Consider the following 16,798-nt stretch of genomic DNA (forward strand, 5'->3'; position numbering starts at 1 on the left):
AAAAAGATGGTGCCCAGAAGAGGACTCGAACCTCCACGCCCTTGCGGGCACTAGCACCTGAAGCTAGCGCGTCTACCAATTCCGCCATCTGGGCATATCATCTTTTTCATCAGAGGGTTGCTGGTGTCCAGCGCCGCTCTGTGAGGCTGGGTTCTAAGGATGTGGCCTTGGATTGTCAATCATACATTTGCAAAGAGTTTTAATTTCTCCACAGTGCGCCTTCACAAGGGAGAAGGGCAGGAGTATTAACATCCCACGAATTATAGCTTTTTTGATGGTTGTGCGCGCTAATACGCAGACCTGCAAAAAATTGGCAAAGGTGGAATAAAATGGCGCAAGCGCTCAACGGGAAAATAATCACCGTTTTCGGCGGGTCAGGGTTTATTGGTCGGCATACCATTCGGATTTTGGCAGAACGCGGATACAGCATTCGCGCAGCCGTGCGTAGACCTGATCTGGCTGAACACCTGCAACCTCTCGGCGCGGTTGGGCAGATCATGCCAGTTGCGGCCAGCGTTCGAAACAAAAAGTCTGTCGAAAAGGCTGTTGAGGGCGCATGCGCAGTTATCAACCTTGTTGGTATCCTCTACGAGGCTGGTGCGCAAAAGTTCGATACCGTGCAAGCCAAAGGCCCGGCGACCATTGCTGATGTTTGTAAAGAGCAGGGCATTGAGACACTGGTCCACCTTTCCGCAATTGGGGCTGATGAAAACAGCAAGTCTGTTTATGCGCAAACCAAAGCAGCTGGTGAAAAAGCTGTATTGGACGCGATGCCAAATGCAGTCATTTTCCGTCCGTCTATTGTGTTTGGACCGGAAGACGACTTCTTCAATCGCTTTGGTAGCATGGCACAGCTCTTCCCAATGCTTCCGCTCATCGGTGGCGGTCACACCAAATTTCAGCCTGTTTATGTGGAAGATGTGGCACTTGCTATCGCCAACGCAGCAGAACGTCAGGTTGAAGGCGGCAAGGTGTATGAACTGGGCGGACCAGAAGTTGCTTCCTTTAAGCAGTGCCTGTCCTTGATGCTGGAAACTATTCGCCGCAAGCGCGCCCTTGTTTCCCTGCCATTCCTAATAGCGCGTATTCAGGCAAAATTTTTGCAGATGTTCCCTAAACCAATGCTGACCGTGGATCAGGTGAACCTGCTTAAACGAGACAATGTTGTAAGCAAGGAAGCGCTCTCAGAAAAACGGACGTTTGAAGGCCTCGGTATTGAGCCTCATTCAATGGAAGCAATCCTGCCAACCTACCTTGATAAGTTCCGCCCTCACGGCCAATACGAGGCGCAAAAGCCGCTTAAATCGTAGCGCTTGGTGGACAATCCAGTTAAACAAAAACCCGCTTCTGGCGGGTTTTTATCGTTTGGCTGAGAATATTCATGCGAACGTGAAGGCGAATTGATCAGCTTTGCGTGAGGATCAGGCCCAGCAACCCAAGGCCGCCCACGATAATGCGCCACCATCCAAACAGCATAAAACCGTGTTTGGAAACGTAATCCAGCAAACTGCGTACAACAAAATATCCGGCAATGAATGAGGACACCAACCCAATGATAATTAGGGTCCAGTCGTCTTGTCCTAACGCGTCTTTGTTCTTCATAAAGTCAAAGGCAAACGCGCCAACCATTGTTGGCATTGCAAGGAAGAAAGAGAACTCAGCCGCAGATCGCTTGTCTGTCCCCATAAGGAGTGACGCGACAATCGTAGCACCGCTGCGCGAAACACCTGGGATCATTGCCATGCACTGCGCAAATCCGATCTTGATGTAGAGCGACATCGGGTATTCTTCCACATCAGTATAGCGCACCTGCAATGGCATCCTGTCTACCAGCAACATGATGATGCCGCCAAAAATTAGCGAGACACACACCAGCGCAGGGGTCTCAAATAAGACGACCTTGATAAAGTCATAGGCGAATGCGCCAATGACGGCAGCTGGCAGAAAAGCGAGTAAAACGCCGGCAGTGAAATGGCGGGCCTTTGCGCTGGTTGGCAAAGCAAGGGCAATACGGGTAAGACGTGTGAAATATACACTCAGTATGGCTGCAATCGCGCCAAGCTGGATCATCACTTCAAAAGCACGCCCTTCGCTTTTAAAGCCGATGAAATGCCCAATCAGCAGCAGGTGTCCTGTTGAGGAAACAGGGATAAATTCCGTCAGACCCTCAATGATGCCAAGCACCAAAGCGCCGACGATACTGTCAGTTGTCATAAAACGTTGATCTCCAAGAATTTCCTGCAATTGTCATTGAAGACGTTGTCCCCGTCTTTCTGCTTTGGTTTATGCTCTCAAGACTCTTTTGAGACAAATTACATTCCTATAGCAACCTTTTGGTTACAGGTTTGCTCATAAATCAGAATAATGCTCAAGCTCTATCATCATCCTTTCTCTCCAGAATCGCGTTTTGTGCGCCTTGCACTTGGAGAATACGGAATTCCGTTTGAATGTCAGACGGAATACCCTTGGGCACGTCGTCGTGAATTCCTAATGATGAACCCGGCAGGTACTCTGCCCGTTCTGAAGGAAAATGATGGCCCCGCTGTGAGCGGGCCCACAGTCATCATGGAATATCTGGACGAAACTCGTGGATATGCCATCCCAAACAGGCGGTTATTGCCTGACCACCCGGAAGCACGTGCAGAAACACGCCGTCTCGTCTCTTGGTTTTTGCAAAAATTCCTTAGTGAGGTTATTGGCTACATCGTGCAAGAACGCATCTACAAACAGGAGATGCCAGATAGTCAGGGTGGCGGACAGCCAGATTCAAGCGTCCTTAGGGTTGCACGGGTCAATATGCTGAACCACCTACGATATATTGGGTATCTTGCTGCGACACGAAAATGGTTGGCAGGGGACAGATTGTCATTTGCTGACCTTGCCGCAGCAAGCCTTCTCTCCTGTGCAGACTATCTTGGTGAAGTTCCATGGTCCGAGGACGAAAACGTGAAGAGCTGGTACGCGCGGATGAAATCTCGTCCGAGCTTCCGCCCGATTCTAGCAGACAAGATGCTGGGCATGCCAGCCTCCAGGACCTACGCGGATCTCGACTTCTAAAACCGCAATCCGATACCCCTTTGACGGATAAACAAGCCGCGCGCGTTAAAGCTGAGTTGATCAAGCGCGCGCGCGCTATCGGTTTTGATGATGTGCGCGTGACCACTGCGGATGCAATCCCGCTTGCGCCTGAGCGCCTTCATCACTTTATCGAACAGGGCTACCATGCCACCATGGAGTGGATGCCCGAAACAGAAGTGCGCCGTTCCAGCCCGCTGGAGCTGTGGCCGGAGGCGCGTTCCGTCATCATGCTTGCCATGAATTACGGGCCCGATGTTGACCCGATGGAGATGCGCGAGAAGCCTGATAAGGCGCATATCTCGGTCTATGCCCGAAATCGTGACTATCACGACATTATCAAAGGCAAGATGAAAGAACTTGCCAGTCTGCTCGTGTCCAAGGGCGGCGGAGATGTGAAAGTCTTTGTCGATACAGCACCTGTCATGGAAAAACCATTGGCCCATTCTGCAGGGCTTGGCTGGCAAGGCAAACACTCTAATCTCGTGTCGCGAGAGCTCGGCTCCTGGTTCTTTCTCGGTTCGATTTTCTCAACCCTTGACCTGCCGTTGGATGAGCCGGAAGTGGACCATTGCGGTAATTGTAAACGCTGTCTCACGGTTTGCCCCACATCAGCATTTCCATCTGCCTATCAGGTGGATGCAAACCGCTGCATATCGTACCTGACCATTGAGCACCACGGCCCGATACCCATGGAGTTCCGCAGGAACATGGGCAATCGTATCTATGGCTGTGATGATTGCCTTGCAGTTTGCCCGTGGAACAAATTTGCCCAGTCTGCAAGTGAAGCCAAACTACAAGCGCGCGAAGACCTGCTGGAGCCAGCTCTAACGGACCTGTTGAAGTTGGATGATGCGGCCTTTCGCTCGTTCTTCTCCGGTAATCCAGTCAAGCGCATCGGTCGTAACCGCTTTATCAGAAACTGCCTGATTGCAGCTGGAAACAGCTCAGATGCTCAGCTTCTCCCACAAGTGGTCGAACATTTGCAGGATGACGATGAGACGGTCCGCGCAACGGCTGTCTGGGCGTTATCTCAACTTGTGCCATCAGCAGCCTTTGAAGAGCATAAATCAGCTGCTCTGGCCGATGAGCAAAGCGAACTTGTAAAAGTAGAGTGGGAAACTGTCTCTCACGAGAGCTAGTGTTTCAATCAATGCGTTGAGGCCTGTAAGGCCAACCAAAGCGGCAGGCTCACGCACGAAAGCAAGGTGGACTGGGCAATAAGCGTTGCGGGCTGGCGGCAGTCTGCCCCAAAAGCTGCGGCCAGTACATGCGCGGCAGATGCCGTTGGCAAGGCAGCAAAAACCACCAAGACAGACGCTTGCTCCCGCGGAATATCGAGCGCATGAACCATCATGAATGCAATGGATGGTAATGCCAGCAGCTTAATAGCGTTGAGCCCCCCAGTATAAAAGTCCAGCTTCATGAGGCCTTGCCAGTCCAGCGTCGCCCCAATCGCCAGCAATGCGAGCGGGATCGCTGCCAGCGCGAGTTGATTAAGCCCGTTTGCAAGCACGAGAGGCAGCGTATAGCCGCTCAACCCCACCAGCACACCTGCAAGTGCTGCAAGGAAGAACGGGTTCAAAGCCACTTTGATGATCGCGGCGCGGGCTCCAAGCCCTTTGCCCATGGAAAGAGCGGTCACCGCCATAAGATTTGCCAAGGGCACTGCAAAGCCAACGGCAATGGCCATCAAAGAAGCGTGTTTTGCATCAAGCGCGTTGATCGCGACAAAAGCGATCGCGGTGTTAAAACGCCATGCAGTTTGCCAACTGGCCGCAAAATCCAGAAAGCGGGCGGGGCCGAACGGTCGAAGCAAACCACCCAGCAGAAAACCAAGTCCAAGAATGCCCCAGACCCCAACTCCGATCATCCAGGCATCGCCAAAATTAATAGGCCGTGCGGCTGTTGCCGAAAACATAAGCGCAGGAAATAAAAGCTGAAAATTGAGCGTATCAACACCGCGCCACGTTGCTTGGTCCAGCCGTCTACCGAACAGCCCTCCAAGGACCAATAGCCCCAAGCTTGGTAGTAGTGCCACTAAAATGTCCATAGTACTTCCCCAAGGCAGCTGGCTAATCTCAAGAACTCCTATTAGTCTGATGGGGAGCGATAAAATAATAAGCTGAGCTTATAATATTGAGAGTTACGACCATGACCAGCTCTAGGCAGACCCAAAGAACAGCAACACATTTGCCCGAGCTGGCTGTGCGTGCTTTACCGCTGCTGCAAAAAGTAGGATCGGTCACAAAAACAGCTCATCAACTGGGGGTGAGCCAGTCTGCTGTCAGTCAATCAATTGCTGAGCTTGAAAAAAGAGTAGGTGTTCAAGTTTTGCGCCGTGGCACTCAACCAGTGCAACTAACACAAGAAGGGCAGGTGTTGGTCGAATATGCGCTCAACATGCAGGCTGCGGAAAAAAACGCTATGGCCCAGATAAATGATCTGCGCCACAACAAAAGCGGCTGCGTTAAAATTGGCTCCAGTGGTCCATCAGCCTCCACACGTTTGCTGCCAGACCTAATGCAGCGTGTATCGAGGCAATATCCGGGGATCGCGCTGGAACTGCGAGAGGCTCAGGATCAGGAAACCATTGCTGCGTTAAGGCGCAGCGAGATTGATCTTGCGGTGATAACCGATATTGGTGATGGCGATGAGTTTGAGACTATTCCTTTAGCTTGTGATCAGCTTGTTGGTATCGTGGCGCAAGGTGCTGTCACCTCCAGCAGCATCTCAGCTGCTGGCTTTCAGCAAAAACCCTTTATTATGACAAAGGGAGGGAGCGAACCCTTGGTCCGTAAATGGTTTTCTAAAGCTGACAGTGAGCCAAGAGTCGATCACTCTATTCAGCAGATCACCTCTATTCTAGCAATTGTCAGAGCCGGTCTGGCTTATTCAATCATTGCAGAATTGGCGCTTCCTGAAAAAACAGAGGGCATAGATGTGTTGCCATTAGCACCGGCCGCCCCGCGCAACTTGTATTTGGCACGGCTTCCAATAACGCCCTCTAACAGTGCAGCGAGAAAAGTATGGGAGCTTGCTGAAATATTGTTTTATGCGGAGGCCGGCCGGTCATGAATGAGCATCGAAACTGTCAAAGCTGCTAAGACGGTTTTGACAATGCTTCATTCAAGACGCATTGCATGCGGTAGTAGGTTTCAACCTCTTCCTCGGAGAATGCCTTTGCAAACTCGTCTATTTTTGCCATTTCCACACTGCGAACCCTCTTAATCAGTGCTTTGCCTGAAGGTGTCAAACGGAAATATACAGACCGTTTGTGCCTAGGGTTATGCACTTGCGCTACATGCCCTTTTTCGAGAAGCTCTTTGAGGACTTTCGCCACGAACTGGCGTTTCAACTGCAGAAAATTTGTAAGCTCAGGAGCCGTTGCCTGCGTTAAAACCAGAGCCGCTTCCATCACTGCACGCTGCCCAACTGAAAGGTCGGTACCGGCCAGATCCGCCTCCACACGTGCACTGATCGTGCGCAACAAGGGGCGTGTCATCTGTATTCCTGCGTAAAGTAAGTCAGATTTAGATTTTTTAATCATTTGTTATATATGGACTATTCTGTATTTTTGTCAATTTTATTGACAAAAATTCGAACGAGGCCTATGGAAACACCATTAGTTTTTCGGGACCCTAATGGAAAAAAGAGGCAGACCATGAGCTTCAGTAGTCTTGCAGAGCGCCAGATTTTAAAAGCGCAAGCCGACGGGCAGATGGATAACCTTGAGGGAGAGGGGAAACCATTGCCTGAGCGCGCGCCAGGCTCATATACGAGCGCAGCTACGATGCGAATTATGGCACAAGCGGGGGCCGTTCCAAGAGAAATTGAGCTGAAGAAAGAAATCGAAGTTCAACGTCAGGTCGTTCAAAAGGCAAAAGGGTCACCGTCTTGGAAAAGTGAAATGGCCAAGCTGGCAGATTTACAATGCCGCCATGCCATTGAACAGGAATCCCGTAAACGGTTCTTTACTTGAGCTCAGAGCACTTCGCGGTTATCAGCGTTCAAAACCAAGGGAGCCTCTGCGAAAAGGCAGCAAGCTCAGCCCCCCGGCCCACTTAAACTGTGAACTCTGAAAACACCTCGACAACATCGCGGTAGACCTGCTGCTTGAATGGGATCACCAAGCCTGGAAGGTTCTCTGCCTTTTCCCAGCGCCATTCGCAAAACTCCTGCGCGTGCCCATCAGGCGGTGTAAGGATGTTGATTTCGCTGTCATCACCGTCAAAACGGAAGGCAAACCAACGCTGTGTTTGCCCGCGATACTTCACTTTGCGCATGTTGCGCTGTACATCCTCAGGAAAATCGTAGGAGAACCAGTCAGGCGCTTCAGCAAGCAGTGAAATAGACTTTACAGAGGTCTCTTCGTAAAGCTCGCGTTTGGCCGCTGCTATCGGATTTTCTCCTTTGTCCAATCCACCCTGCGGCATTTGCCAGGCGTACTCGTCAGGAATTGGCTGCTCGTCGCCATAGCGTTTTCCAGCCCAAACAAACCCGTCGCGATTGATAAGCATGATGCCAACACACTGGCGAAAAGGAAGGGCACTGTAATCAGTCATGTCTGGTCCACGCTAAGAGGGAATATTTACCGAGTAGAATTGATGGCTGAGCTGATCGGAACAAGCGAAAGACCGCGCTCCTCTAGCCGCTGAGACCACGCTTCCAACGCAGCCAAGGTCACGGGAAAAGCCGTCGCAGTTGCGACTGCAATGCCTCTTTGACGCGCGATCACTTCAAGCTCCAGAAGCTGTGTGCCAATCGCTTCCTGATTTAAATTTTGGTCAAGAACCAAGTCTGCCTGCACAAATGGAACTTTCTGTGTTCCGGCAACCTCACTGGCTTTTGAACGCGGTGAAGTCCCGTCATCCACATACATCAGCCCATGATCACGAACCTTGCTCAGCAACTCATTCATGCGCATTTCATTGGAGGTGAAGCGGTCACCCATGAAGTTGACCAAACCCACATAATTGCTGGTCTGCCCTAAAACCCAGGAAAGGCGCTCCTCATTCTGGGCTTTGTCCAGGTTTGTCAGCAGGCTTTGCGGTCCTGCATCATTATCAGGGTAGTCAAAAGGCTCCATCGGCGCTTGAAGCAGCACTTCGTGCCCAGAAAGACGGGCGGACTGCATCCAGCTGTCAATGTCATCCCCATAGGGTGACAAGCCGAGGGAAATATCAGCAGGAAGGTCTTCAATAGCCTTGAGCGTCATATCGGAGTTCAAACCGATGCCATTCACAAGAATAGCTATGCGCGCTTGTGTCAGTGTAGTTGGAGACGGGCGGCGAGCATACACATCAAGCGGGCGTATGCCTTCAGCTGAAATCTTGGGAAGCGAGCCGAATTTATGAGGCTCGAGCAGCTGCTTGATCGGCTCTGTCGATAAGGCCTCACCAGAAAAGCCTGCATCCATGCCTTCATAATCAACGCGGCGCGCAAGGTCGGACAGCGAGGTTGGCCCACTGGATTGACCTGCCGATGCAGAGCTCTTCGGGTCGGATAGAAGAAAATTACCGTTAGAGCCAAGATCACTCTCAGCATCAGGCTGGTCAAGCTGACGCCCATCCGGCAGGGAAACAATTTCAATATCACCGGGAGAAACACCGTCGAGGGCGCTGGACAGTTCAATGGTTGCCATTGGCTCCCCGCCATTGGGGTCGTCAACAATACCGATCCAGATAAGCCCAGTGGTGAGTAAAACAGTCATTATGGCGACACCAATCAAGCCAAACGGTAACCGACCGATGCCCCGCCGCTTGTTCATTCCAAGCGGAGCTGTCAAATCGCTCTTAACCATTACTGTCCCCACCCTGTCATAAAGAGCCGCCGCGCCAAACAAAAGTTCAGCGCGGCGAGCTTGTATTAAGTCAAATTAGTCAGATGCGTTTGCTGCACTGTCTGCACTTGGTGGAAAGGCTGTATCAACCTTCTCGCCGCGAAGCAAAGCCTTTGCCAGGTTCAGCTGCACATCCTTGTCTTTGTCCTGCGGCACATATGCCTGACTACCAGAACCTTCGTCGCCTTCTTCAGCCTGAAGGTGTCCACGCAGCCCAGCTTCGCCTTTGGTTTCCGCACGGCCCTTCAGCTCGTCAGGAAGTTCCTGCAAGGAGATGATGTCAGGGCGGATACCCTTCGCCTGAATGGAATTACCAGAAGGCGTGTAGTAGCGTGCTGTTGTCAGACGGATAGCACCGTTCGCACCCAGCGGAATGATGGTCTGTACAGAACCTTTACCGAAGGAACGTGTGCCCAAAATAGTGGCCCGGCGATGATCCTGCAGCGCTCCAGCAACAATTTCAGAAGCCGAGGCAGAACCACCATTCACAAGAACGATTACAGGTGCTCCGTTGGTCATATCACCATTGCGAGCGTTATAACGCTGGGTCTCTTCAGCATTTCTGCCACGGGTGGAAACAATCTCGCCGCGGTTCAAGAACGCATCGGAAACAGCAATGGCTTGATCCAGCAAACCACCAGGGTTATTGCGCAGATCCAGAACAAAGCCCTTCAGCTTGTCCTTGCCAATTTCAGCGGTCAGCTCTTCAACGGCGTTTTCCAGGCCATCGAAAGTTTGCTCGTTGAACTGGGTAATGCGGATATAGCCAACATCTTCTTCTTTGTTCCAGCGAACAGAGCGGATGCGGATTACGTCACGCGTAATTGTAATGTCGGTTGGCTCGTTAATGCCTTCACGGCGCACCGTAATAACGATGTCTGTGTTCACCAGACCGCGCATCTTCTCAACGGCTTCGTTCAAAGTCAGGCCCATCACCTGCTCGCCGTCAAGGTGCGTGATCAAGTCACCAGCCTGTACACCTGCTTTAAACGCTGGTGTGTCGTCGATTGGAGCAACGACCTTTACAAGGCCATCTTCCATGGTCACTTCAATACCAAGGCCGCCAAACTCGCCACGGGTCTGCACCTGCATATCGCGGAAGCCCTTTGGGGGCAGGTAACTGGAGTGAGGATCAAGGCTTGTGAGCATGCCGTTGATAGCAGTTTCGATTAGTTTGGAGTCAGTTGGCTCCTCAACATAATCAGAGCGCACACGCTCAAAAACGTCTCCAAACAGATTGAGCTGATTGTAAGTGTCAGCAGAGGCTGCTGAGGCTGGCTCAGCAAATCTGAACGGGGCTTGGGAATATGTTACGACCGCCGTAGCCCCCATGACCACGCCAACCAGCAGAAGCGATGCTTTCCTTATCATCCGCGAACCTTTTCGTTTTCGGCGCGTGACCACCATGGGTTGGGGTCGATTGCAGTGCCGTCTTTCCTGAATTCTACATATAAAACCGGCTGGTCCAAACTAAAATTAAGGTTATTAGCGCTTGCGAGGCGCGTTTCTCCCATTTCAGCGATTGGCTCTCCAGCAAGAATAAACTGCCCTAACTCTACCATCACATTGCCCAGACCAGACAAAAGCACATGGTGTCCGCCGCCTGCATTAACAATTACCATCTGCCCGTAAGAGCGGAAAGCCCCTGCATACACCACCCAACCATCAGTGGGGGAGGTAACTTGGGCATTCGGGCGTGTGGCAATGGATTGGCCAGTGGTTATCTTACCAAATCCATCTGCAACTCCAAAGTCCTGAAGCAGCGTGCCGGAAACAGGTTCAGGCAAAAGCCCAAGTGTTTCCGAAAAAGCAACAGCCGGTTTTAACCGGCTCGGATCAGCAAACGGGTCCCCAGAGGCAATTTGGTTCTGCCGTTCAATGTCTGCAAGTCGCGCGGCTTCTGCTGCGCGCCGGCTGCTTTCCACTTCTCGTTCAAGATTAGCAAGCAACTCTTTCAAAGAGGTTGCCTTGTCGGCAAGTTCTTTGGCGCGAGCCTTCTCGGCTTCCAGCGCTACAAACCTTTCCTGCCGTGCTGCCCTCTTTTTTGCTAAAAGCAATTCAACGCGGTGGCGCTCCTCTGCCATCTGTGCCGCCCCACTACGAATCCGGTTGCGCTCCGCTTCAATTTTTCCTCTAAGTCGCGACAATTCAGTAAGGTCGCTTGCCAAGGCCTCCGCTTCGATCCGCACTTCTGGCATGATCGAATTCAACAAAATTGCACTCCGCACGGCTCCAAGAGCATCTTGTGGACGCACCACCATTGCAGGTGGCGGGCGATGACCAATCCGTTGCAGAGCACTTAAAACCTCGGCTAATACACCTTTGCGTTCATTCAGTGACACGCGGACAGATTGTTCGTTTTTTCTGTGTCTGCTTAGGCGTGCTTCCGTCGCTTCCAGTTGGTTTTCTAGCTTTTTAATGCGTTCACCAGTGCGGATAAGTTCGCCGCTCAGGCTTTCCCCATCTCGCTCCAGTGCCCGAATGGACCGCTGAATTTCCTCGCGCTTCTCTTTGGAAAGGGAGATGGTTTCGTTCAGCTCGCGAAGCTCCTGCTTCCGCATTTCCCTCATAGTTGCGGCGGCCTGATCTTCGTCGGCCTTATCGCTATCTTCGATTTTGAAGGAAATGTTGGTCAGTTTTTGCGCAGTACTATGCAGCGGCAGGGAAAGAACACCTGCATGAAACAAGGCAATGCCTGTTACTAACTGGAGGATCAGGTTTCCTCTAAAACGCAACAACTGAACTCCCAAAGTGCAGCAACGGGAACGAAACTGACTTCCAACTAAAAAGGATGTAGGCCTGTGCTCTCAAATTGCAGAGGAACAGCCTTATAATAAACGCTGAGGATAATGCAGCGACAGCGTTAAGGAAGAGTCAACCACGTTTGAAGGCTTAGCGACTTCCCCTGGAAACATCAAGCGAGTGCGCGCGCTTCAGAAGAACAAGGCCACTGAAAGAGCTCAAAATGTAAGTGTCATAAATTGACGACGCGTCACGAGGAAGCCCTGGCTTTGTCGTGGTAATAGGCGTGCTGATCGGCAACCCATTGGTCTTTGCGTTTATCATAAAGATCAAGAAATTTCTCGTCTTGGTCCATAGGCATATACGGGTAATCGCCTGCAGCCGTAAAGTTGGTTAGCTAGGAGTAATGGATAAAACTTGACTAAGAACCGAACCCAGGCACGCCGCCATAGGGTAGTAGGCTCGGGCATCCTTCTCAAATAAGCACAAATGTCAACGCAGACCAAAAGCTGGTAAATGGCAAGGTTTAGCCCACTGACGCCATTTCGAGAGCTACGAGGGCTCTCGAACTTTTGCCAAATGAGGAAATGCCGTCTCGCAGGCTGTGTTGAGGTCTTTGTGTAAGCTATGCTTATCAGAGGAAACGGGAGATATTGCCTCTCTGTCACTCTTCCAACTTGTACTCATAGCTCTGAAATGAAACAGTTTTGAAGTCTTCAAATAGGGCTTTTGACGAGTGAAGAACGGGTGCAACCAAGCTGCGTATTTAGGTTCTGGTCTGACCCCATGGGCCTTAAACTGAATGCTCTTAGGAATTCTGGAAGGAGCAGCAACCCATTTGCGATGCGTTTCTTTCGGTGGGTCCATCGTATGCTGGAACATATGGTGACGACGATCACCCAGTGTCTTTAGTTGGCTTTGATCTGTCTGCGTTACAGGTTCAACCCAGACACCGGGTATTAAGAAATAACCGAGGAAACTCTTTTTAAGTCCGTCAAAAATAGATTTTCCATCTTGGCAAACGACGAATTCGTCGACGTCGCAAAACAAAAGCGCTTCAGAGGGCTGAACGTACTTCCAGCGAAGGAGTTGAAGCAACGAACGCTGAAGGAATTTTACTGCGTGGAGTTTGGGTGGACCATATTTAAACGGTGCATGAACAATTTCAACGCTGATTTTCAAGTTCTCTTGCAAGATGGCTTGGTGAATATCATCTGCGTGTGCAGGGTCTTCACTGTTCTCAAACAGGACAAGGGCATCGACACCATGGTTAGTGACATGAAACCTCAGCCAGTCCAAAATCCATGGAACAGGTGTGTCTTTACAAAGCGTCGAAAGTACACGTTTGCCCTTGAAGTCTCTGGAAGGATTTGGAGAAACCTCAAGTTGTCCGTGTGTTCCGTTTATCTCAACATCAATGACAGCGATTTCCTGATCAGGTGAAACCTTGATCCAGACTTCATGGACTTGTTTGAGCTTTCTGTGTCTTGCACGAAGCAGCTTGTCGCCCTGAAAGAACTTTGCTTTGAGTAATTTTTCCTCAAACCCGAGCGGCTTCGGTCCGACCATAATAATATGCCGACCATCATGTGACCTAAAGACATCATAAAACAATGTCGAGGCATCAAATGTGTCTCGATAATTTGAAGCTTCATGTCCTTTCAAATCCGGAAAAACTCGTTTTAAACCATAGGGCTCGAGATAAACGGTTCGATCGCGTAGTTTTGTCAGCATCAGAAAAGAACTTTATTTGTAGGAAAGAGACTTAAATCTAACGATGTTTCTATCTGTGATTGAGGATCTTAGATAGCCGAAATGAATGGACTTTGAGCTGTACCGGCCTCTAATCAACGGATTTCGAAAGTGCAGTTAGCGCAGGCAAAGTGAAGAGGGACCGAAACAAAACGTTCTCAAACAGCGCCACCACGCTACACGCGGTGGTACGGGTGCCCTGTGAGGATGGTAATAGCGCGGTAGATTTGCTCGCCACACATAATGCGCACCAGTTGGTGCGGCCATGTCATGGAGCCAAGGGCGAGCTTTAGGTCAGCGCGTTGCAAAAGAGCTTGTCCATGCCCGTCTGCACCACCAATGGCGAGCACCACATCTGAGGTGCCCTGATCGGCCCAGTCACCAACCTTTTTGGCAAATACCTCACTGGAAAGGGCTTTGCCGTGCTCATCCAGCGCAATAAGGATCGCGCCAGAAGGAAGCGCATTGAGCAGGAGTTGCGCCTCTTCGTCTTTTCTGTCTTGCGTACGTGCTGCCCGGCTCTCCGACAATTCAACCACAGACACTGAGGTGATGCCAACGGAGCGGCCCGCTTTACGGGCACGGTCCAGATAGCGCTCAAACATGTCCTTTTCCGCGCCGGCTTTCATTTTGCCAACGCAGGCAATCGTGACTTTCATGAAGTCTCCGAGGGTCGAATGACGGTTATCCGTCAGGTCAGAAGAATAGGTGCAGCTAAGCCCACAAGAGCGCACAAAAACCCAAGCGCCCTCATTCCGAAAAATGGGCAGTTGAATTGTACTGCGCAAAATACCGGACCCTGCGAAAGGTCAGGTATTATCCGATGAACTGCGTTGGTGCAGTGCTATCCGCGGACCACATTTTCTCTATATTGTAGAAACTGCGGACTTCCGGGCGGAAAATGTGAATAATTGCATCACCGATATCGATGAGCACCCAGTCACAATGCGGCATGCCTTCAATACGGGCATTACCATAGCCTGCTTGTTTCAGATCACGCAGCAGATGGTCAGCAACAGCGCCAACATGGCGATGTGAGCGGCCAGAAGCCACAACCATGTGGTCAGCCAATGCAGACTTGCCAGTTAGATCTAGAGATACGATCTCTTCAGCCTTGGAATCTTCAAGACTATTGATGATCAGTGCAAGCACGTCCCCGTCCTCGGGGGTGCCATGCGGTTGAAGAGGAGCGATGGTGTCCGTCCCTTCATGTTGAGTTGTCATGGTCAGCTTAAGAGCCCTCGCCATGGTTAGAGATAAGCAGAATACATCTGCAGGGTGAAACAGCTTGAAATGCACAAACTCAAGCCTTCCGTCAAGAAGAATACTCAGGTCCCTATGGCATTTTCAAGACACTTGTAGCTGCAAAAGGCGCAAGTTTCCCTCAGGCGTGTCCTCGTTTCCTCAGTAAAGTGGAAGAGGTTTCGTCCAGTGGGCCACGTAAAATGGTCCAGCAAGGGGCTTTGCGCTTTGGCAGCTGGCGTGCACTTTTCTCTTTTAGTTGAGCAAAGGCATACCTTTGGCAAACGCGAGCGGAAAGGGACGAAAGGGTCGCCTTGGGCCGGTCAACAATTGCCAACGGCACCCCTTCTATAATGCTCTGCCAGTTTTGCCAATGGTGAAAATTGGAGAGATTGTCTGCGCCCATCACCCAAACAAAATTTAGGTTGGGCCGAATGCGCAACAAGCTGTGCAATGTGCTGGCTGTGTAAGAGGTGCCGAGCACCTTTTCAAAGGCCGTCACCTTCATGCGCGGGTGTTGAGCCAGCGCTTCCACCGCAGAAACGCGCTCTTCAAGTGAAGCCAGCTCACGGTGGGACTTAAGCGGATTACCGGGTGTCACGAGCCACCAAATCTGATCAAGAGCCAGCCGCCGAAGTGCCGTCTCCGCAACCATAAAGTGGCCGGGATGAGGGGGATTAAAGGACCCGCCAAACAAACCGATGCGATTTCCGTCAGCTGCGTAGGGCAGGCGCATCCAAGAGGGAAGCACCTGTCCCAGTGTATCGTCATGCTCAATAATTTGCTGGTCGTTTAACGTCATGGGCGCGTTTGGCCGGTCCCGCGAACGACATATTTAAAGCTTGTCAGTTGCTCGACGCCAACCGGGCCACGCGCATGCATACGGCCCGTAGCAATACCGATTTCAGCGCCCATACCAAACTCGCCACCATCTGCAAACTGTGTGGATGCATTGTGAAGAACAATTGCTGAGTCAACTTGCGCAAAAAATTTGCGAACGGCAATTTGATCTTCAGTAATGATACAATCGGTATGATTGGACCCATATTCCCCGATGTGCTCAATTGCCTCATCCAGTCCGCTAACAATCTTTACAGAGATGATGGCATCTTGATACTCAGTTGCCCAATCTTCCTCAGAAGCCGCATTTGCAGTTGGGCATAGCATCAGCACCTCTTCATCGCCCCTGATCTCGCAGCCTTTTTGTTGAAGGGCGGCAAGGATTGGAGGAAGGTGCGTCGCAACAACGGCTTCATCAACCAACAAGGTCTCTGCAGCACCACACACTCCGGTGCGTCGAAGCTTAGAGTTCGTGACAATGTCGATCGCCTTGTCGAGGTCCGCTTTCTTGTCGACGAAGATGTGGACCAGTCCTTCAAGGTGAGCAAACACAGGCACGCGTGCTTCATCTTGCACACGCGCGACAAGGCTTCGTCCGCCTCGTGGAATGATGACGTCCAGATTGCCGTTCAAACCTTTAAGCATCTCGCCGACAGCGGCGCGGTCTTTAATCGGCACAATTTGAATAACATCAACCGGCAGGCCAGCTTCCGCCAAGCCGCTTTGCAGGGCTTTATGGATTACAACATTGGAGTTGATTGTGTCGGAGCCGCCGCGCAAAATAACAGCGTTGCCTGCCTTCAGGCACAAAGCGCCTGCATCAGCCGTTACATTTGGGCGGCTTTCGTAAATCACACCGATCACGCCAAGAGGTGTGCGAATACGCGAAATATCCAAGCCGTTTGGGCGGGTCCACTGCGCGATGCTGCTGCCGACAGGGTCGTCCAGCTTCGCAATATCTTCCAGAGCGCAAGCAATGGCCTCAACGCGCTCTTCGTTAAGTGTTCCGCGATCTATAAAGGAATCCAGTTGGCCATTGGCCTTCATCAGATCCAGATCCTGGGCATTTGCGCTGAGAATTTCGGGGGTTGCAGCGCGAATGGCAGCAGCCATCGCCGTCAAGCCTGTGTTCTTTTGGCTTGTCGGGGCAGTTGCAAGAACACGCGCTGCTACGCGTGCTTTCTTGCCTATGTTTGCCATCAGGTCACGAACGTCCACATCGCTCGTATTTGCTGTTTCAGAAGTATTCAGCATCTGCAAAACCCTTAAGTCATTGCGGGTTGAGCGCGTCAACCCAAACAGTTT

The 16,798-nt window shown here is 51.2% G+C and carries 17 protein-coding genes and 1 tRNA gene; 5 read left to right on the forward strand and 13 right to left on the reverse strand.

All coding sequences use genetic code 11. The features are described 5' to 3' along the window. Window positions 1-7: 7 nt before the first annotated feature. Window positions 8-94, reverse strand: a tRNA-Leu gene (locus BMZ51_RS07765). 235 nt (window positions 95-329) lie between these two features. On the opposite strand from BMZ51_RS07765, the gene BMZ51_RS07770 reads away from it, so the two are divergent. Then, the gene (locus BMZ51_RS07770; RefSeq protein ID WP_068005597.1) at window positions 330-1,310 is read left to right on the forward strand and encodes a complex I NDUFA9 subunit family protein; all 981 of its coding nucleotides are present in this window, start codon (window positions 330-332) and stop codon (window positions 1,308-1,310) included. A gap of 94 nt (window positions 1,311-1,404) precedes the next feature. Here the strand turns inward: BMZ51_RS07770 and BMZ51_RS07775 are convergent, their stop codons facing one another. Beyond that, window positions 1,405-2,214, reverse strand: coding sequence for an undecaprenyl-diphosphate phosphatase (locus BMZ51_RS07775; protein ID WP_068005595.1), 810 nt, complete (start codon window positions 2,212-2,214; stop codon window positions 1,405-1,407). 150 nt (window positions 2,215-2,364) lie between these two features. On the opposite strand from BMZ51_RS07775, the gene BMZ51_RS07780 reads away from it, so the two are divergent. Then, complete coding sequence (locus BMZ51_RS07780) at window positions 2,365-3,057, forward strand: glutathione S-transferase family protein (protein WP_068005594.1); 693 nt, start codon at window positions 2,365-2,367, stop codon at window positions 3,055-3,057. A 20-nt stretch (window positions 3,058-3,077) separates the two neighbouring features. Next, window positions 3,078-4,217 carry a tRNA epoxyqueuosine(34) reductase QueG gene (gene queG / locus BMZ51_RS07785; protein WP_068005592.1) on the forward strand — a complete coding sequence of 380 codons (1,140 nt, stop codon included), beginning with the start codon at window positions 3,078-3,080 and terminating at the stop codon, window positions 4,215-4,217. 8 nt (window positions 4,218-4,225) lie between these two features. Here the strand turns inward: queG and BMZ51_RS07790 are convergent, their stop codons facing one another. Beyond that, complete coding sequence (locus BMZ51_RS07790; RefSeq protein WP_068005590.1) at window positions 4,226-5,128, reverse strand: AEC family transporter; 903 nt, start codon at window positions 5,126-5,128, stop codon at window positions 4,226-4,228. Window positions 5,129-5,229: 101 nt separating this feature from the next. Between BMZ51_RS07790 and BMZ51_RS07795 the strand changes: the two genes are divergently transcribed. Next, window positions 5,230-6,153: a LysR family transcriptional regulator gene (locus BMZ51_RS07795; RefSeq protein WP_068005589.1), complete on the forward strand. Its 924-nt coding sequence runs from the start codon at window positions 5,230-5,232 to the stop codon at window positions 6,151-6,153. 25 nt (window positions 6,154-6,178) lie between these two features. Here the strand turns inward: BMZ51_RS07795 and BMZ51_RS07800 are convergent, their stop codons facing one another. Next, window positions 6,179-6,580: a MarR family winged helix-turn-helix transcriptional regulator gene (locus BMZ51_RS07800; protein ID WP_208979347.1), complete on the reverse strand. Its 402-nt coding sequence runs from the start codon at window positions 6,578-6,580 to the stop codon at window positions 6,179-6,181. A 159-nt stretch (window positions 6,581-6,739) separates the two neighbouring features. Here BMZ51_RS07800 and BMZ51_RS07805 point away from each other — a divergent pair, with 159 nt between their 5' ends. Further along, window positions 6,740-7,057, forward strand: coding sequence for a DnaJ family domain-containing protein (locus BMZ51_RS07805; protein WP_068005585.1), 318 nt, complete (start codon window positions 6,740-6,742; stop codon window positions 7,055-7,057). Window positions 7,058-7,139: 82 nt separating this feature from the next. Here the strand turns inward: BMZ51_RS07805 and BMZ51_RS07810 are convergent, their stop codons facing one another. The 9 genes from BMZ51_RS07810 to BMZ51_RS07850 all read right to left on the reverse strand — a co-directional run bounded on the left by BMZ51_RS07810 (window position 7,140) and on the right by BMZ51_RS07850 (window position 16,753). Further along, window positions 7,140-7,640, reverse strand: coding sequence for an RNA pyrophosphohydrolase (locus tag BMZ51_RS07810; RefSeq protein ID WP_068005583.1), 501 nt, complete (start codon window positions 7,638-7,640; stop codon window positions 7,140-7,142). A 26-nt stretch (window positions 7,641-7,666) separates the two neighbouring features. Further along, window positions 7,667-8,878: a divergent polysaccharide deacetylase family protein gene (locus tag BMZ51_RS07815; protein ID WP_208979348.1), complete on the reverse strand. Its 1,212-nt coding sequence runs from the start codon at window positions 8,876-8,878 to the stop codon at window positions 7,667-7,669. A 75-nt stretch (window positions 8,879-8,953) separates the two neighbouring features. Continuing rightward, window positions 8,954-10,288 (reverse strand): S41 family peptidase, encoded by a 1,335-nt coding sequence (locus tag BMZ51_RS07820; protein ID WP_068005582.1) that lies wholly within the window; start codon window positions 10,286-10,288, stop codon window positions 8,954-8,956. Beyond that, entirely contained in the window at window positions 10,285-11,655 is a 1,371-nt protein-coding gene (locus tag BMZ51_RS07825) for a murein hydrolase activator EnvC family protein (RefSeq protein ID WP_208979349.1), read from the reverse strand. The genes BMZ51_RS07820 and BMZ51_RS07825 overlap by 4 nt, the downstream gene beginning before the upstream one ends. Window positions 11,656-12,211: 556 nt before the next feature. Further along, window positions 12,212-13,228, reverse strand: a complete 1,017-nt coding sequence (locus tag BMZ51_RS07830; RefSeq protein ID WP_139201351.1) for a hypothetical protein — start codon at window positions 13,226-13,228, stop codon at window positions 12,212-12,214. A gap of 359 nt (window positions 13,229-13,587) precedes the next feature. Beyond that, on the reverse strand, window positions 13,588-14,070 hold the full coding sequence (gene rlmH / locus BMZ51_RS07835) for a 23S rRNA (pseudouridine(1915)-N(3))-methyltransferase RlmH (RefSeq protein ID WP_068005675.1): 483 nt from the start codon (window positions 14,068-14,070) through the stop codon (window positions 13,588-13,590). 157 nt (window positions 14,071-14,227) lie between these two features. After that, a complete protein-coding gene (gene rsfS, locus BMZ51_RS07840; protein ID WP_068005673.1) occupies window positions 14,228-14,635 on the reverse strand; it encodes a ribosome silencing factor in 408 nt (135 codons plus the stop codon). A 160-nt stretch (window positions 14,636-14,795) separates the two neighbouring features. Next, window positions 14,796-15,389: a nicotinate-nucleotide adenylyltransferase gene (locus BMZ51_RS07845; protein ID WP_068005671.1), complete on the reverse strand. Its 594-nt coding sequence runs from the start codon at window positions 15,387-15,389 to the stop codon at window positions 14,796-14,798. A 62-nt stretch (window positions 15,390-15,451) separates the two neighbouring features. Next, window positions 15,452-16,753: a glutamate-5-semialdehyde dehydrogenase gene (locus BMZ51_RS07850; protein WP_275078207.1), complete on the reverse strand. Its 1,302-nt coding sequence runs from the start codon at window positions 16,751-16,753 to the stop codon at window positions 15,452-15,454. Between the last annotated feature and the right edge of the window lie 45 nt (window positions 16,754-16,798).

The organism is Pseudovibrio axinellae (assembly GCF_900110875.1).
In the GTDB taxonomy this organism is placed as follows: Bacteria; Pseudomonadota; Alphaproteobacteria; order Rhizobiales; family Stappiaceae; genus Pseudovibrio; species Pseudovibrio axinellae.

Excerpts from the sequence above, each read along its gene's own strand:
- BMZ51_RS07780 (WP_068005594.1), top strand. The coding sequence starts at position 2,365 with ATGCTCAAGCTCTATCATCATCCTTTCTCTCCAGAATCGCGTTTTGTG.
- BMZ51_RS07770 (WP_068005597.1), top strand. The coding sequence starts at position 330 with ATGGCGCAAGCGCTCAACGGGAAAATAATCACCGTTTTCGGCGGGTCA.
- BMZ51_RS07815 (WP_208979348.1), bottom strand. The coding sequence starts at position 8,878 with ATGGTTAAGAGCGATTTGACAGCTCCGCTTGGAATGAACAAGCGGCGG.
- BMZ51_RS07805 (WP_068005585.1), top strand. The coding sequence starts at position 6,740 with ATGAGCTTCAGTAGTCTTGCAGAGCGCCAGATTTTAAAAGCGCAAGCC.
- BMZ51_RS07845 (WP_068005671.1), bottom strand. The coding sequence starts at position 15,389 with ATGCGCCTGCCCTACGCAGCTGACGGAAATCGCATCGGTTTGTTTGGC.
- BMZ51_RS07795 (WP_068005589.1), top strand. The coding sequence starts at position 5,230 with ATGACCAGCTCTAGGCAGACCCAAAGAACAGCAACACATTTGCCCGAG.
- BMZ51_RS07790 (WP_068005590.1), bottom strand. The coding sequence starts at position 5,128 with ATGGACATTTTAGTGGCACTACTACCAAGCTTGGGGCTATTGGTCCTT.
- BMZ51_RS07830 (WP_139201351.1), bottom strand. The coding sequence starts at position 13,228 with ATGGTCGGACCGAAGCCGCTCGGGTTTGAGGAAAAATTACTCAAAGCA.
- BMZ51_RS07775 (WP_068005595.1), bottom strand. The coding sequence starts at position 2,214 with ATGACAACTGACAGTATCGTCGGCGCTTTGGTGCTTGGCATCATTGAG.
- rsfS (WP_068005673.1), bottom strand. The coding sequence starts at position 14,635 with ATGACAACTCAACATGAAGGGACGGACACCATCGCTCCTCTTCAACCG.
- BMZ51_RS07820 (WP_068005582.1), bottom strand. The coding sequence starts at position 10,288 with ATGATAAGGAAAGCATCGCTTCTGCTGGTTGGCGTGGTCATGGGGGCT.
- BMZ51_RS07800 (WP_208979347.1), bottom strand. The coding sequence starts at position 6,580 with ATGACACGCCCCTTGTTGCGCACGATCAGTGCACGTGTGGAGGCGGAT.
- rlmH (WP_068005675.1), bottom strand. The coding sequence starts at position 14,070 with ATGAAAGTCACGATTGCCTGCGTTGGCAAAATGAAAGCCGGCGCGGAA.
- BMZ51_RS07810 (WP_068005583.1), bottom strand. The coding sequence starts at position 7,640 with ATGACTGATTACAGTGCCCTTCCTTTTCGCCAGTGTGTTGGCATCATG.